The organism is Azospirillum sp. UENF 111221 (assembly GCF_058780625.1).
On the sequence record NZ_JBSNCH010000003.1, the window covers coordinates 807,517 to 823,805 of the forward strand.

The 16,289-nt window shown below is 67.6% G+C and carries 15 protein-coding genes; 9 read left to right on the forward strand and 6 right to left on the reverse strand.

From position 1 onward, the window contains the following. Positions 1-8 precede the first annotated feature (8 nt). The 5 genes from ACWPN3_RS11820 to ACWPN3_RS11840 all read right to left on the reverse strand — a co-directional run bounded on the left by ACWPN3_RS11820 (position 9) and on the right by ACWPN3_RS11840 (position 4,886). Complete coding sequence (locus ACWPN3_RS11820; protein WP_109096759.1) at positions 9-1,289, reverse strand: TRAP transporter large permease subunit; 1,281 nt, start codon at positions 1,287-1,289, stop codon at positions 9-11. Positions 1,290-1,324: 35 nt separating this feature from the next. Further along, positions 1,325-1,870, reverse strand: a complete 546-nt coding sequence (locus ACWPN3_RS11825) for a TRAP transporter small permease (protein ID WP_492242937.1) — start codon at positions 1,868-1,870, stop codon at positions 1,325-1,327. A 43-nt stretch (positions 1,871-1,913) separates the two neighbouring features. Further along, the gene (locus ACWPN3_RS11830) at positions 1,914-2,852 is read right to left on the reverse strand and encodes a dihydrodipicolinate synthase family protein (RefSeq protein WP_492242938.1); all 939 of its coding nucleotides are present in this window, start codon (positions 2,850-2,852) and stop codon (positions 1,914-1,916) included. A 71-nt stretch (positions 2,853-2,923) separates the two neighbouring features. Beyond that, positions 2,924-3,835, reverse strand: coding sequence for a ribokinase (locus tag ACWPN3_RS11835; RefSeq protein WP_492242939.1), 912 nt, complete (start codon positions 3,833-3,835; stop codon positions 2,924-2,926). Positions 3,836-3,863: 28 nt separating this feature from the next. Then, positions 3,864-4,886, reverse strand: a complete 1,023-nt coding sequence (locus ACWPN3_RS11840; protein WP_492242940.1) for a TRAP transporter substrate-binding protein — start codon at positions 4,884-4,886, stop codon at positions 3,864-3,866. A 221-nt stretch (positions 4,887-5,107) separates the two neighbouring features. Here ACWPN3_RS11840 and ACWPN3_RS11845 point away from each other — a divergent pair, with 221 nt between their 5' ends. Next, positions 5,108-6,151, forward strand: coding sequence for a LacI family DNA-binding transcriptional regulator (locus ACWPN3_RS11845; protein WP_492242941.1), 1,044 nt, complete (start codon positions 5,108-5,110; stop codon positions 6,149-6,151). Here ACWPN3_RS11845 and ACWPN3_RS11850 read toward each other — a convergent pair. Further along, complete coding sequence (locus tag ACWPN3_RS11850; RefSeq protein WP_109096764.1) at positions 6,148-7,095, reverse strand: LysR substrate-binding domain-containing protein; 948 nt, start codon at positions 7,093-7,095, stop codon at positions 6,148-6,150. The two genes, ACWPN3_RS11845 and ACWPN3_RS11850, sit on opposite strands and share 4 nt — an antisense overlap. Before the next feature lie 221 nt (positions 7,096-7,316). Between ACWPN3_RS11850 and ACWPN3_RS11855 the strand changes: the two genes are divergently transcribed. The 8 genes from ACWPN3_RS11855 to ACWPN3_RS11890 all read left to right on the forward strand — a co-directional run bounded on the left by ACWPN3_RS11855 (position 7,317) and on the right by ACWPN3_RS11890 (position 16,179). Beyond that, on the forward strand, positions 7,317-8,066 hold the full coding sequence (locus ACWPN3_RS11855) for an SDR family NAD(P)-dependent oxidoreductase (RefSeq protein WP_492242942.1): 750 nt from the start codon (positions 7,317-7,319) through the stop codon (positions 8,064-8,066). A 25-nt stretch (positions 8,067-8,091) separates the two neighbouring features. Continuing rightward, on the forward strand, positions 8,092-8,949 hold the full coding sequence (locus tag ACWPN3_RS11860; RefSeq protein WP_492242943.1) for a transketolase: 858 nt from the start codon (positions 8,092-8,094) through the stop codon (positions 8,947-8,949). After that, positions 8,946-9,962 carry a transketolase family protein gene (locus ACWPN3_RS11865; RefSeq protein ID WP_492242944.1) on the forward strand — a complete coding sequence of 339 codons (1,017 nt, stop codon included), beginning with the start codon at positions 8,946-8,948 and terminating at the stop codon, positions 9,960-9,962. Before ACWPN3_RS11860 ends, ACWPN3_RS11865 begins: the two co-directional genes overlap by 4 nt. 124 nt (positions 9,963-10,086) lie before the next feature. Next, positions 10,087-11,127, forward strand: coding sequence for a TRAP transporter substrate-binding protein (locus ACWPN3_RS11870; RefSeq protein ID WP_492242945.1), 1,041 nt, complete (start codon positions 10,087-10,089; stop codon positions 11,125-11,127). A 163-nt stretch (positions 11,128-11,290) separates the two neighbouring features. Beyond that, positions 11,291-13,198 carry a TRAP transporter large permease gene (locus tag ACWPN3_RS11875; RefSeq protein ID WP_492242946.1) on the forward strand — a complete coding sequence of 636 codons (1,908 nt, stop codon included), beginning with the start codon at positions 11,291-11,293 and terminating at the stop codon, positions 13,196-13,198. Positions 13,199-13,257: 59 nt separating this feature from the next. Then, a complete protein-coding gene (locus ACWPN3_RS11880; protein WP_492242947.1) occupies positions 13,258-14,175 on the forward strand; it encodes an NAD(P)-dependent oxidoreductase in 918 nt (305 codons plus the stop codon). A gap of 50 nt (positions 14,176-14,225) precedes the next feature. Beyond that, entirely contained in the window at positions 14,226-14,975 is a 750-nt protein-coding gene (locus tag ACWPN3_RS11885) for a response regulator (RefSeq protein WP_109096770.1), read from the forward strand. Between the two features lie 154 nt (positions 14,976-15,129). Further along, entirely contained in the window at positions 15,130-16,179 is a 1,050-nt protein-coding gene (locus ACWPN3_RS11890; protein WP_247872870.1) for an ABC transporter substrate-binding protein, read from the forward strand. Positions 16,180-16,289: the final 110 nt, after the last annotated feature.

Genomic DNA, 16,289 nt, shown 5'->3' on the forward strand with positions numbered 1-16,289 from the left:
GGATCGGCTCAGCCCGCGAACCAGCGGGCCGGCACCATCACCAGCGACGGGAACAGCACCAGCAGGGTCAGCACTAGAAGCTGCGCCAGCAGGAAGGGCCAGACGCCGCGCATCAGGCTGCCCATGTTCAGCTTCGCCACGCCGGCCACCACGTTCAGCACGGTGCCGACCGGCGGGGTGATCAGGCCGATGGCGTTGTTGATGATGAACAGCACGCCGAAATAGACGGGGTCGATCCCGGCCTGCTTGATCACCGGCATCAGGACCGGAGTCAGGATCAGGATGGTCGGCGTCATGTCCATCGCCGTCCCGACGATCACCACCAGCACCATGATAGCGGCCATCAGCAAGGTCGGGCTGCCCATGAAGGGCTCCAGCATCTCGCCGACCTGGGCCGGCAGATTGGCGATGGTGATCATCCAGGCCGACACCATGGCGGCGGCGACCAGGAACATCACCACCGCGGTGGTGGTGGCCGCCGAGGCGAACAGGTCGAACAACTGCGACGGCTTCAGTTCGCGATAGACCACCACGGCGACGAACAGCGCATAAACCGCCGCGACCACAGCCGCCTCGGTGGGCGTGAAGATGCCGAACTTCAGGCCGAAGATGATGATGCCCGGCAGCATCAGCGCCCAGAAGCCATCCTTCACCGCCGCCGCGACCTCCCCCTTCGTCGCCCGCGGCGGCGGGGCCAGATCCTCGTGGCGGACCACCAGCCACCAGGCGGCGACCAGACCCAGACCCAGCATCAGGCCCGGGAAGATGCCGGCCAGGAACAGCTTGGTGATCGACACGTTGGCCGCGACGCCGAACAGGATGAAGCCGATGCTGGGCGGGATGATCGGCGCGATGATGCCGCCGGCTGCGATCAGCCCGCAGGAGCGCGCCTTGTCATGGCCGGCCCGCACCATCATCGGCACCAGCAGGGCCGACAGGGCGGCGGCATCGGCCACCGCCGACCCGGACAGGCTGGCGAGGATGCAGGAGGCGAGAATCGCGACGTAGCCGAGCCCGCCGCGGATATGGCCGACCAGCGCCATCGCCACGGCGACAATGCGCCGCGACAGGCCGCCGGCATTCATCACCTCGCCCGCCAGCATGAAGAAGGGCACGGCGACCAGCGGGAAGCTGTCGGCGCCGTTGATGACGTTCTGGGCGACGATCTGGGCGTCGAACAGGTCGAGATGGAACATCAGCGCCACGCCGCACAGCAGCAGCGCGAAGGCGATCGGCGTGCCGATGGCCATGGCCCCCAGCAGCGAGCCGAGGAAGACGGTGACGGTCATGGCAGGAACTCCTTGCCGCTCGGGCTATCTGGGGATCAGGCGGGCCGGCCGGTGGGCGCATGCGTGGCGTCGGCCGTTTCCTCGGACTCCGTCACCGTGATCAGCTCGCCGTCCTTGAGGCGGCCGGTCAGAGCGCGAAGGAGGTTGAAGACCAGGATCACCAGCGCCAGGACGCCGAACACCACGCCGGAACCGTAGAAGAACCCCATCGACAGGCCGGTGGCTGGCGCCGTCACCTGCAGGTTGATCAGCGTCTGGTCCCAACTGCCGCCGAGCAGCAGCCCGGTGGCGTAGATCATCAGCAGATGGCTGAGGCAGAAGCAGAGCAGCCTCCCCGTCCTGGGCAGCAGGGCGACCATGGTGTCCATGCCGAGATGGCCGTGCTTGTGCAGCGCCACCACCGCCCCCATGAAGGTCATCCAGACGAAGAGAAGCCGCGACAGCTCCTCCGACACCGTGATGCCGCTGTTGAAGCCGTAGCGCAGCACCACGTTGCCGAAGACCAGCACCAGCATGCCGGCCAGACAGGCCACGATCGCGACCTTCAGAACGAAGACATACCCGTCGATGAAGCGGCCCATCCGTTCCTCCCCTAAAGCTCTTTTCGTTCAGGACCCCGTCAGGTCATTCGGCCGGCAGCGCCGCGATCTTGGCGCGGAAGGCGTCGGTGCCGGCGACCACCTTGTCGAGCACCGCGTCGAGCGCCCAGAAGCGTTCGCGCACGTCATACTGGATCACGCGGCAGCGGATCGACCCGAAGGTGCCGAGGCGCTGGTGGTACATCTTGGCGAAGGCCGGATAGCCCAGGCTTTCCGACACCGCGGCCACCACCAGGAAGGTCGCCAGCTCGTCCGCCAGTTCGGGATGGCGGTCGCCATGCAGCCGCATCCAACGGTAGAGGTCGGGGTGGATGTTGGTGAAGACGCCGGTGAAGCCCGGCGATCCCGCCCGCATGGCGTCACGGGCGATGGCGGCGTTGGCGTTGATGATGGCGAGGCCGGAGCCCTCGGCGATCTTCAGCCGGCGCTCGACCGTCGGCAGATCGCAGCTGACGTCCTTCAGCAGGACGAAGCGGCCGCTGTCGATGCACAGCCGCAGCTCCTCGTCACTCAGCAGCCGGCGGTAGGGCGCCGGGCATTCGTACAGCCCCAGCGGCATGTCGCTCGGCAGACGCTCCAGCAGATGGGACAGGTGGCGGCGGAATGCCTCGGTTCCCTCGTTCTTCGGGTCGAGGTGGTTGGTCACCAGCACCAGCGCGTCGCCGCCGGTGGCGGCCATCGCCGTCAGTTCCTCGACCTGGGTGTCGAGGTCGTCGCTGATGTGGCCCGACACCACCACCGGCACCCGGCCGGCGACGGCGGCGACGACGAATTTCGCCAGTTCCACCCGCTCGGCCAGCGACAGGAATTGCATCTCGCTGGACTGGCAGACGGCGAACAGGGCGTCGGCGCCGTTGGCCAGATACCACTCGATCAGGCGGGCCAGCCCCGGATAATCGATCTCGCCGGCATCGGTGAAGGGGGTCAGCATCACCGGAATGATGCCGTCAATGCGCTGCGCCATGGGAAGACTTCCAATCGGGAGGGAATGCGAAAGCAAGGAAATGGAGCGCGGAACCGAAGCTCGGGGGCCGGTCAGGCGACCGCCAGCCCGCCGAGAGCCGCGTCGGTTTCCGGCGCCGCCGGCAGGCTGGCCTGACCGCCGGCCCGCGTGCAGGACAGCGAAGCGGCGCAGGCGGCACGGCGGATCGCCGCGGCGAGCGGCCGGCCGCGGTCCAGTTCGGCCGCCAGCACCCCGACGAAGCAATCGCCGGCTCCGGTGGTGTCGCGCACGGCGACGGTGGGAGCCGGCTGACGGCCGCTGCCGTCCACCGCGCTGCCGTCGACAGACGACCATTCGACACCGTCGCCGCCCAGCGTGCGGATCACCGTGCCGCCCAACAAGGAGCGGAGCGACGCCGCGTCGCCGGCACATCCGAGATCGCCGGCCAGCCATTCCGCCTCATCCTCGTTCACCACAAGGATGTCGACGGACTTCAGCACCGGCAGCGGCAGCGGGGCGGCCGGTGCGAGGTTCAGGATCACCCGTGCGCCCAGCCGGCGGGCGCGCAGGATCAGCGCCGCGGTCTCGCCGGGATCGGACTCCATCTGCACGATCAAAGTCGTGCCGGACGACAGAAGCGCGTCCTCGACCTGATCGGCGCGCGCCTGCAGGTTGGCCCCGCCGGCAACGACGATCTGGTTGCGGCCCGCCGCATCGGTGCAGACGGCGGCGGTGCCGGTCGCCCGGTCTGTCACCGCAACGCGGGACAGATCGACACCGGCGCCGCGCAGCCCGCCCAGCGCGGTTTCCTTCAGTCCGTCGCCGCCGACGGCCCCGACCATCGTCACCCTGGCGCCATCGCGGGCGGCGGCGACGGCCTGGTTGGCCCCCTTGCCGCCGGGATGCAAGTCCAGCGACCGCGCCAGCAGGGTCTGCCCGGCAAGGGGCAGATCCTCCATGGCGAAGATCATGTCGAGGTTGATGGATCCGAAGACGACGATCATGGCTCTGCTCCGCTGCCTTACCGCACCGTCACTGGGCGGCGCGCGCCTTGGCGATCTCGGCCTGGGCCTGCGCCATCAGGGCGGGATCAACCTTCTGCGAGAACTTCTCGACCACCGGGCGGATCTTGGCGCGGAACTTCTCGACCTCCGCCGGAGCCAGTTCGGTGACGGTCATGCCCTTCGCCTTCAGCTCGTCCACGGCCTTGCTCGCCTGCTCGCGCGAGACGCGGCGCTCGTAGTCGCGGGCCTCCAGCGTGGCGTCTTGGATCAGCTTGCGCTCGTCCTCGTTCAGCTTGGCCCAGAACTTGGCGCCGACCAGCACGGCCTGCGGGTTGTACATGTGGTTGCTGAGCGTCAGGTACTTCTGCACCTCGTTCAGCTTGGCGGTCAGGATGCTGGGGGCCGGGTTCTCCTGGCCGTCCACCGTCTTGCTCTCAAGCGCGGTGTAGACTTCCGGGAAGGGCAGCGGCACGGCGTTGGCGCCCAGCGTGTTGAACAGGTCGATGTAGATCGGCGACTGCACGACGCGGATCTTCAGGCCGGCGATGTCCTCCACCGTGGCGATCGGACGGCGGCTGTTGGTCAGCTGACGGAATCCCAGTTCCCAATAGCCGAGACCGACCAGCCCCTTGGCCGACAGCTTGTCCAACAGCGTCTTGCCCACCGGGCCGTCCATCACGGCATCGGCCACCTTCGGCGAGTCGAACTGGAACGGCAGGTCGACCATGACGAAATTGTCGTCCAGGCTGGACAGCAGCCCGGCATTCAGCACCGTCATCTCGACGATGCCGCCCTGCAGCGCGGAGATCATCTGCACGTCGCCGCCCAGCACGCCGTTGGTGAAGAGCTGGACCTTGATCTTGCCGCCGCTCTTTTCCTTCACGATCTCGGCGAACTTCGCCATGCCCAGGGCCAGCGGCGAGCCGTCGGCACCGGCGCTCGCCAGCTTCATGGTGTGCGCGCCGATCTCGGCCGCGTTGCCCATGCCGCTGAACAGCAGCATGCCTGCCGTGACGGCGCTCGCCAGAACCGACTGAAGACCGTAGCGCATACCATTCCTCCTGATGTGGCCCGTTCGTCGGCGGGCCTTCGCGGGTTGCCATGGGAAAACGGGCCGGAAAACGTGAGAGCGTCACAGGGCCGGCACCATTGATGTAAGCGCTTACATAGATCGCATCACGGACTGATGCAACAACAAACTTGACGTAACAATGAGGATGTGTAACCGCTTTCAATGAAACGGTTCCGCACAACCTTATGGAGATGCCGGCGATGTCAGAGCGCGATCCGAAGACCGGACCTGCGCCCCGCGCTCCCCGTGCCGTGGATGTTGCCGCGGCGGCGGACGTGTCGATCGCCACCGTATCGCGCGTCTTCAACAATCCGGAAAAGGTCGCCCCGGCGATCCGCGAACGCGTGCTGGCGACCGCCAAGGCGATGGGCTGGATGCCGCATGCCGCCGGCAGCGCGCTGGCCCGCCGCCGCACCTCCATCGTCGGGGCGGTGATCCCCACCCTCGACAACGAGGTGTTCGCCGCCCAGGTCGGGGCGATGCAGAAGGCCTTCGCCGAGCGCGGCATCACTCTGCTGTTGAGCTGCTTCAACTACGACCAGGATCAGGCGGTTCACGACGTGCAGGCGATGCTGGCCCGTGGGGTGGAGGCGCTTGCCATCGTCGGCGAGGCCCACCGGCCCGATCTGTTCGCCGGCATCCAGGCCCGGCACATTCCCTATGTCGTCACCTACAGCCACCGGCCTGACAGTCCACATCCCTGCATCGGCTTCGACAACCGGCAGGCATTCCACAGCATCGCCAGCCACCTGCTCGACCTCGGCCACGAAACCATCGGGGTGATCATCCAGCCGACGGCCGGCAACGACCGCGTCGCCGCACGCCTGGACGGGGTGCGCGCGGCTTTGGCCGAACGCGGCCTCGGCATCCGCCCGCAGCATCTGTGCGAAGGGGAATGGAGCATCGATTTCGGCCGGCAGAGCGTGCGCGCCATGCTGGCGACCGATCCGCCGCCGACCGCGGTGATCTGCGGCAACGACTACCTCGCCCTCGGCGCCCTGCTGGAGGCGCGGGCGATGGGGCTGACGGTGCCGCAAGGCCTTAGCATCACCGGCTTCGACGACATCGCCATCAGCCGCCAGCTCGATCCGCCGCTGACCACCATGCACGTCGACAATCACGAGATCGGCCGGCGCGCCGCCGACTATCTGCTCGCCTGCCTGGAGGGGAGCCGGCCGGCCGCGCTGCCGCCGCTGGTGCCGACCCTGATCCGCCGGGGAACGACGGCGGCTCCGCACACTTAACGCGGCGCCGCTCCTCCTTGCAGGGACGCGAGGTGGCGCTCCTCCCACTGGCGGCAGGCTTCCAACTCGTCGAACAGCCAGTCGCGGAAGAGCCGGACCTTCGGCAGGTCGAAGGACGACTTCAAGGTTACGAAGCCATGCCCCTGCGCCTTGAGCGGCCGGGGCGGGAACGGGATCACCAGCCTGCCCGACTCCAGTTCCCGCCGGGCGAGCAGCAGGCTGTCCAGGCAAACCCCCATCCCGTTCACCGCGGCGTTGATCGCCATGAAGGACCGGTCGAAGCGCAGACCGCGCTCCATGTCCAGCTGCACGCCGCGATGCCGGCGGGCCCAGTCGCGCCAGCCGACAATGTTGATTTCCGAATGGATCAGGATATGGCGGCTCAGATCCTGCGGCCGGCGGATCGGGTTCAGGCCATTGGCCAGTTCCGGAGCGCACATCGGCACGATGGTGTCCTCCGGGAACTGGGCCATCACGCAGCCGGACGGCGGCGGACCGGGTTTGTAGCGGATGTCGATGTCCACCGCCCCCGTCGTCAGGTCGATGGGTGAGACCGAGGCCTGCAACCGGATGTCGATGGCCGGGTGAAGCTCCTTCACGCGGTTCAGCCGCGGCATCAGCCATTGCGTGGCAAAGCTCGGCATCGAGCGCACGGTCAGGATGGTGGTGCCGACGCCTGCGGTGGTGGCGTTGCGCGTGGCGGTGTCGATGCGGGCGAAGGCGGCGATGATTTCCGCGGCATAGGCCCGCCCCGCATCGGTCAGCGTCACCGACCGATGCACCCGGTGGAACAGCGGAAAGCCCAGCTGTTCCTCCAGAATCTTCACCTGATGGCTGATCGCCGACGGCGTCAGGCCGAGATCCTGCGCTGCGGTTGCAAAGGATTGCAGCCTCGCGGCAGCCTCGAACGCTTGCAACGCCTTGATTGAGACCCGCTTCCGCATCGCAGCATTTCAGTGAATTCAATTCATGTGACTGCGATCTTATTCGTTTGTCAGGCTCATCTCAAGAACATAGTATTTCCTCAACGGTCTGCCCAACAAACCATCGGCGGACCACGCTAAACATCCCGATAGCCCGACCAAACTCCCTACAAATCCGATGCTCCGTCGCGGCCCCCGCATGGCCGCCACGGCGGAGCCTGCTTCGAGAAGAGGAAGCGACCATGCTGCTGTCCAACAAGGTCTGCGTGATCACCGGGGCGGCGTCGCGCCGCGGCATCGGCCGGGCGACCGCCAAGCTCTTCGCGCTGCACGGCGGACGCGCGATCATCCTGGACCTCGACGGTGCCCAGGCCGCCGAAGCCTCCGCCGAACTGGGCGAGGCGCACCGCGGCTTCGCCTGCGACGTGACCGACCGCGACGCCTGCTTTGCCGTCGCCAACCGCGTGGTGGAGGAGTTCGGCCGCATCGACGTGCTGGTCAACAATGCCGGCATCACCCAGCCGCTGAAGTTCATGGACATCGGCCCGAAGAATTACGAGGCGGTGACCGACGTCAGCCTGCGCGGCACGCTGTACATGAGCCAGGCGGTCGTCCCCCACATGCGGGAGCGCAAGTCCGGCTCCATCGTCTGCATCTCGTCGGTTTCGGCGCAGCGCGGCGGCGGAATCTTCGGCGGTCCGCATTACAGCGCGGCAAAGGCCGGCGTGCTGGGTCTGGCAAAGGCGATGGCGCGCGAACTGGGGCCGGACAATGTCCGCGTCAACTCGGTCACGCCCGGCCTGATCCAGACCGACATCACCGGCGACAAGCTGACCCCGGAGCTGCGGACGGAAATCCTCAAGGGCATTCCGCTGAACCGCTTGGGCGACGCCGACGATGTGGCCCGCTCCTGCCTGTTCCTGGCGTCCGAGCTGTCCTCCTACGTCACCGGGGCTACGCTCGACGTCAACGGCGGCATGCTGATCCACTGATCCCGAAATGCTGGAGACACCTCCCGTGGACACCGCACTCGACACCACTCCGCTGGGGCACAATGTGCCGCTGGCCGAACGCGCCTACCGCATCCGCCGCAACGCCCTGCTGATGGGCGAGGTGCAGGGCCAGGGCTATATCGGGCAGGCGCTGGACATCGCCGACGTGCTGGCGGTCTCCTACTTCCACGCCATGACCTACCGGCCCGAGGATCCGCACTGGGAGGGGCGCGACCGCTTCCTGCTGTCCAACGGCCATTATGCCATTGCGCTCTACGCCGCCCTGATCGAGGCCGGCATCGTCCCGGCCGAAGAGCTGGAGACCTACGGCAGCGACGACAGCCGCCTGCCGATGTCGGGTATGGCCGCCTACACGCCGGGCATGGAGATGTCGGGCGGTTCGCTCGGCCTCGGCCTCGGCATCGCGGTCGGCATCGGGCTGGGGCTGAAGCGCAAGAACTCCGATGCCCGTGTCTACACCCTGTTCTCCGACGGCGAACTGGACGAGGGCTCCGTCTGGGAAGCCATCATGTCGGCCGCCCATTACAAGCTCGACAATGTGATCGCCATCGTCGACGTCAACAACCAGCAGGCCGACGGCCCGTCGACCCAGGTGATGGCGTTCGAGCCGCTGGTGGACAAGCTGGAGGCCTTCGGCTGGTTCGTCCAGCGGGTCGACGGCAACGACATGGACGCGGTGGTCGCCGCCTTCGACGCCGCCAAGACCCACCCGGAGCCCAAGCCGCGGATGATCGTCTGCGACACCAAGATGGGCAAGGGCGTGCCCTTCCTCGAAGCCCGCGAAAAGAACCACTTCATCCGCGTCGACGCGCACGAATGGCAGCTGGCGCTGGACGCGCTCGACGCCGGGAGGACCGCATGAGCACCGCAACCGCCACTGGCACCGACACTGCCTCCAAGCCGCGCCTGAAGACCTCCGCCATGATCGCCTCCATCGCGGCGGAGGGGCAGCGGACGAAGCCGGCCCCCTTCGGCCATGCGCTGGTCGAGCTGGCGAAGCAGCGGCCGGAGATCGTCGGCATGACCGCCGACCTCGCCAAATACACCGACCTGCACATCTTCGCCCAGGCCTTCCCGGACCGCTTCTATCAGATGGGGATGGCCGAACAGCTGCTGATGGGGGCGGCGTCGGGCATGGCGCACGAGGGCATGATGCCCTTCGTCACCACCTACGCCGTCTTCGCCTCGCGCCGCGCCTACGACTTCGTTCACCAGACGATTGCGGAGGAGAACCGCAACGTCAAGATCGCCTGCGCCCTGCCTGGCCTGACCTCCGGCTATGGCCCCAGCCATCAGGCGGCCGAGGATCTGGCGCTGTTCCGCGCCATGCCGAACATGGTGGTGATCGACCCCTGCGATGCGCACGAGATCGAGCAGGTGGTGCCCGCGATGGCCGCGCACAACGGCCCTGTCTATATGCGCCTGCTGCGCGGCAACGTCCCGCTGGTGCTGGACGAGTACGACTACAAATTCGAACTCGGCAAGGCCAAGCTGCTGCGCGACGGCGCGGACGTGCTGGTCATCTCGTCCGGCATCATGACGATGCGGGCGCTGGAGGTGGCGCAGCGGCTGGAGGCCGACAAGGTCGGCATCGGGGTGCTGCACGTCCCCACCATCAAGCCGCTCGACACCGAAACCATCCTGCGCGAGGCGGCACGCACCGGCCGCATGGTGGTGGTGGCGGAGAATCACACGGTCATCGGCGGGCTGGGCGAGGCGGTGGCCGGCACCCTGCTGCGCGCCGGCGTCGCCCCGGTCTTCCGCCAGATCGGCCTGCCCGACGAGTTCCTGAAGGCCGGCGCCCTGCCGACCCTGCACGACCTCTACGGCATCTCCACCGATGCGATGGCGGCCAGCATCAAGGGCTGGCTGTAAGGGCCTCCGGGACGCGGGGAGTCTGCTTCCCCGCCCCTGCAACCGGCCCCTGCCGCCACCCGCTTGCCGCCCAAAAAGGCCAAACCCCAAAGAAGCCGAACCATAGAATTCCGGAGAGGAAACCATGCTCAAGATGCCGACCTTCCGCGCCACCTCCTTCCGTCCCAGCCGCCGCGCCGTTCTGGCAGCCGCCGGCGCCATGCCGCTGGTCACCATCCTGAAATACCCGGCGGACGCCGCCGAATTCCAGTTCAAGTACGCCACCGGCCAGGACCCGACCCATCCCGTCAACATCCGCGCCCAGGAAGCGATCGACCGCATCCGCGAGGCAACCTCCGGCCGGCTGGACATCAAGCTGTTCCCGGCCAACCAGCTGGGCAGCGACACCGACCTGCTGGGTCAGGTGCGCAACGGCGGGGTCGAGATCTTCAATCTCAGCTCGCTGATCCTCGCCACCTTCGTCCCGGTGTCCGGCATCACCAGCATGGGCTTCGCCTTCAACGACTACAGCGCCGTCTGGCAGGCAATGGACGGCGACCTCGGCAAGCACATCCGCGCCGAGATCGCCAAAACCCCGATCATGACGCTCGGCAAGATCTGGGACAACGGCTTCCGCCACGTCACCTCTTCCACCCGCGTCATCAAGACCGCCGACGATATCAAGGGCTTCAAGATGCGGGTGCCGCCGGCGCCGGCTCTGACCTCGCTGTTCAAGGCCATCGGCGCCGCTCCCGCCCCGATCAATTTCAACGAGCTGTATTCGGCACTCCAGACCGTGGTGGTGGAGGGGCAGGAAAACCCGCTGGCGATCATCGCCACCGCCCGCCTGTACGAGGTGCAGAAGACCTGCAGCCTGACCGGCCATGTCTGGGACGGCTACTGGGTGCTGGGCAACAAGCGCGCCTTCGCCAAGCTGCCGGCCGATGTCCAGGGGATCGTCGGCCGCGAACTGGACCGCTCCGCCGACGACCAGCGCGCCGACATCGCCGCCCTGAACGACAGCCTCCAGAAGGATCTGGCCGCCAAGGGGCTGACCTTCCACACCGTCGATCGCGAGCCGTTCCGCAAGGCGCTGTCCTCGACCAGCTTCTATCAGGAGTGGAAGGACAAGTACGGCGCCACCGCCTGGGAACTGCTGGAGAAGGTGTCCGGCAAGCTCGGCTGAGACCGTCCGGGCTGAGACTGGCGTCCATTGAGACTGCCGTCGATTGCGACCCGGCCGATCCGCACCCCCGCCCTCGACCCGGTCCCAATGGCACCGGCCCCAGGGGCGGCGGGTCCAGGTCGGCCGTCCCGTCCACCGATCGTCCTTCCGAAGGGCTGGCCTCATGAACACTCCCATCAATGCGGCGGCCACGGCCGCTCACGATTCCGGCGCTCACGGTTCCGGGCAGCGGTCCGGCATCCAGGCCCGCTGGCTGGGTCAGCTCGACCGGGGCATCGGCTTCCTCGTCGAACTTCCGGCGGCGCTGCTGGTGCTCGCCGAGGTCGGCGTGCTGCTGGTCGGCGTCATCTGGCGCTATCTCCTCCACAGCCCGATCATCTGGTCGGACGAGTTGGCCTCCATCCTGTTCCTCTGGCTCGCCATGTTCGGCTCGGTCGTCGCGTTGCGCCGGGGCGAGCATATGCGGATGACGGCGCTGGTCGGCATGCTGGGACCGCGTGCCCAGGCCTTCCTCGACGTGCTCGCCATGACGGCGGCGCTGGCCTTCCTGCTGCTGATGGCCGAACCCGCCTATGAATTCGCCTCGGAAGAGGTATGGGTCACCACCCCGGCGCTCGACATCGCCAATTCCTGGCGCGCATCGGCGCTGCCGGTCGGCATCGTCCTGATGATCTCGGTCGCCCTGCTGCGGCTGGCCCGTGTCGGCCGCGCCGCCGACGTGCTGTGGGCGGCGCTGGCGGTGGCCGCGACCATCGGTGCGGCGGTGCTGGCCGGTCCGGTCTTCGCCGGGCTCGGCAACCTCAACCTGCTGCTCTTCTTCGTCGTCGGCGTCGGCGTGATGGTGTTCCTCGGTCTGCCCATCGCCTTCTCTTTCGGGCTCGCCACCTTCGGCTACCTGTCGCTCGCCACCTCGACCCCGGCCATCGTCATGGTCGGCCGCATGGACGAGGGGATGAGCCACCTGATCCTGCTGTCGGTTCCGCTGTTCGTCTTCCTCGGCCAGTTGATCGAGATGACGGGGATGGCCCGCGCCATGGTTGGCTTCCTCGCCAGCCTGCTCGGCCATGTGCGCGGCGGCCTGTCCTATGTGCTGATCGGTGCCATGTATCTCGTGTCCGGAATCTCAGGCTCCAAGGCGGCGGACATGGCGGCGGTGGCGCCGGTGCTGTTCCCCGAGATGAAGGCGCGCGGCGCCAAGCCCGGCGATCTGGTCGCCCTGCTGTCCGCCACCGGCGCCCAGACCGAGACCATTCCGCCGTCGCTGGTCCTGATCACCATCGGCTCCGTCACCGGCGTGTCCATCGCCGCCCTGTTCACCGGCGGACTGCTGCCCGGCATCGTTCTCGGCGTGGCGCTCGCCGCCCTGGTCTGGTGGCGCTACCGCGACGAGGATTTGTCCCATGTCCGCCGCGCCAGCCGGGGCGAGATCGGCAAGGCGTTCCTGATCGCCCTGCCCGCCATCGCCCTGCCCTTCATCATCCGCGCCGCGGTGATCGAAGGCGTGGCGACGGCGACCGAGGTGTCGACCATCGGCATCGTCTATGCCGTGATCGCCGGGCTGCTGGTCTACCGCCAGTTCGACTGGCGCCGCATCTATCCGATGCTGGTCGATACCGCGGCCCTGTCCGGCGCCATCCTGCTGATCATCGGTGCCGCCACCGGCATGGCTTGGGCGCTGACCCAGTCCGGCTTCTCCAACACCCTGGCGACGGCGATGCGCGAGCTGCCCGGCGGCGTGCCGGTGTTCATCGCGGTGTCCATCGTCGCCTTCATCATCCTGGGCAGCGTGCTGGAAGGCATCCCCGCCATCGTGCTGTTCGGACCGCTGCTGTTCCCCATCGCCCGCCAGATCGGTGTGCACGAGGTCCACTATGCGATGATCGTCATCCTGGCGATGGGCATCGGCCTGTTCGCCCCGCCCTTCGGCGTCGGCTACTACGCCGCCTGCGCCATCAGCCGCATCAGCCCGGACGAAGGCATGAAGCCCATCCTGGGATATCTGGCGGCGCTGGCGGTCGGGCTGATCGTCGTCGCGGCGTTCCCCTGGGTGTCGATCGGCTTCCTCGGCTGACCCGCTCCGGCACCGGCCTCTCCCTCCTTCACAGTCTCCGTATCCAAGGAAACCGGACAATGACGACCGTCGGATTCATCGGCCTCGGATCCATGGGAATGCCCATGGCGAACAATTTGCTGGCCAAGGGCTTCGCCGTGCAGGGCTTCGATGTCCGCGCCGACAGTGTCGCCGCCCTGGCGTCGCGCGGCGCCCGGCCGGCGGCCAGCGCCGCGGCGGCAGCGGCCGGTGCCGATGCGCTGGTGCTGATGGTGGTGAATGCCGCCCAGGCCGAGCAGGCGCTGTTCGCCGACGGCGCGCTGGAGGCCTTGCCGGACGGATCGGCGGTGGTCCTGATGGCGACCTGCCCGCCGGGAGCGGTCGCTGCCCTGGCGGCGCGGGTGGAGGCGGCGGGACGCCGCTTCGTCGACGCGCCGGTGTCCGGCGGCGTGGTGGGCGCGGTCGCCGGCACCCTGTCGATCATGGCGGCGGCACCGGCCGCGGTGGTGGAGCGGCTGCGCCCGGTGCTGGCGGCGATGGGGGACAAGGTCTTCCATGTCGGCGAGCGGCCGGGCCAGGGCGCCACGGTGAAGACCGTCAACCAGCTGCTGTGCGGCGTCCACATCGCCGTGGTCGCCGAAGCCTTCGCGCTCGCCGCCAAGGTCGGCGTCGATCTCGACATCCTGCTGGAGATCATGGGCGGCTCCGCGGCGTCCAGCTGGATGCTGAAGGACCGCGGCCCGCGCATGCTTCAGGCCGATCCCGGCATTACCAGCGCCGTCGACATCTTCGTCAAGGATCTCGGCATCGTGCTGGAGGCCGGCCGCGACACCAAGGCGGCCTTGCCGCTGGCTGCCGTCGCCCACCAGATGTTCCTCGCCACCTCCGGCCGCGGAGAGGGGGCGATGGACGACAGCCAGGTGATCCGCAGCTATCACGCGCTCAATGGAACAGGCCAGGCTGCGGGACCGGTTGGAAATCCCGGCCAGACCGGTTGATCCCGGCGGAAAGGAATGCGATCCTGCGCCCTCATCAGCGGGCGGGCAGGATGTCATCGAACACGTCACCGAATGGCGGCAGGCGTCTGACGATCGGGATCGTCGACGACGATCCTGATGTCCTCCAGATGGTCGCCGACCTGCTCGCCGGGGAAGGGTACGAGACGGTCCGCTGCCCCGACGCGGCGACGCTGATGACGGTGCTCGGCGCCGGACGGCTCGACCTGATCGTGCTCGACCTGCGGCTGCCCGACCGCGACGGCATCTCCATCGCCGCCCAGGTGCGGGGCACGATGGATATCCCGATCATCATGCTGACCGGCCGCGGCGACGACATCGACCGCATCATGGGGCTGGAGGTCGGCGCCGACGACTACATCGTGAAGCCGTTCAACAACCGCGAGTTCATCGCGCGCGTTAAGGCTGTCCTGCGCCGCACAGCCCGCGAGAGCGTTCCCGTCCCCGCCCCCTGCAAGCGCGGCTACCGCTTCGCCGGCTTCACCCTGGATGAGGACGGGCGGCGGCTGTTCGACCCGGCCGGCAAGCCGGTGCCGCTAACGGTGGCAGAGTTCGATCTGCTGGTGGCGCTGGTCCGCGCCCATGGCCGGGTGCTCAGCCGCAACCAGATCCTCGACCTGACCCACCATGACCGGGACGACGTCTTCGACCGGACCATCGACGTGCTGATCCTGCGCCTGCGCCGCAAGATCGAACGCAACCCGCAGCAGCCCTGGCTGATCCGCACCGAGCGCGGGCTGGGATATGTCTTCGACTGCGACATCGAGGCGTTCGGCCACTGACCGCCGGTTCCACCGAAACCGGCCTCTGTTAACAAAGTTACAGCCACTCCCTTGAAGCGTGACATTCGCCGTTCACCCTGGCCGCTTACGCTGGCGAAGCGAACAAATGTGCGATCGTCAAAAATCAACCCGAACTCCAAGGGAGGAGTGTTCCGTGACATCCGCTGGCAACTGGATCAAGTCGGTCGGCCTCGGCATCCTGGCGGCCGGCTCCGTGATCGCCCTGACGGCGACCCCGGCCAAGGCGCAAGGCCCCCTCACCGTTCTCTGCGGCGTGCAGGAGGAATGGTGCAAGGCGATTGCGGTCGCCTTCGAGAAGAAGACCGGCACCGCCGTCGCCATGAGCCGCAAGAGCGCCGGCGAGGCGCTGGCGCAGATCCGCGCCGAGTCCGCCAACCCGAAGACCGATGTCTGGTGGGGCGGCCCCGGCGACCCGCATCTGCAGGCGGCCGAGGAAGGGCTGACGCTGGCCTACGAGAGCCCGCAGTTCGCGGACCTCCAACCCTGGGCACAGAGCCAGTACAAGCAGTCGCAGGGGCGCAGCGTCGGCATCTATGCCGGTGCGCTCGGCTTCGTCTACAACACCGAGCTTCTGGCCAAGCGCAAGATCAGCGCGCCGAAATGCTGGGCCGACCTGCTGCGTCCGGAATTCAAGGAAGAGATCCAGATCGCGAACCCCAACGCGTCGGGCACCGCCTACACCGCGCTGGCCACCCTGGTCCAGGTTCTGGGAGAGGACGGGGCGTTCGATTACCTGAAGAAGCTGAACGACAACGTCAACCAGTACACCAAGTCGGGCAGCGCCCCGGCGGCGGCCGTCGCGCGCAGCGAAACTCTGGTCGGCATCATCTTCATGCATGACGGCATCAACCAGAAGGTGAACGGTTTCCCGGTCGATGTCGCCGCCCCCTGCGAGGGCACCGGCTACGAGATCGGCTCGGTCAGCATCATCAAGGGCACGAAGAACCTCGACACCGCCAAGGCCTTCTACGAGTTCGCCCTGTCGCCGGAAGGTCAGGCCACCGGCGCCGAGACCAAGCAATTCCAGATGCCGTCCAACCGCAAGGCGGCGATCCCGCCCGAAGCGCCGAAGCTGGAGGCGATCCGCATGATCGACTACAATTTCCAGAAATTCGGCACCGCCGAAGAGCGCAAGCGCCTGCTGTCGCGCTGGGACGCCGAAATCAAGGCCGTCGCCAAGTAACGGTTGCCGAATGGCGGTTACAGCCTAACCGCCTCCGCGCCTTTCCTCCGATCGGGACATCCGTCGTCCCCCTCCCCCGTCACGGGGGAGGGAAGGGGCGGTCATACCCG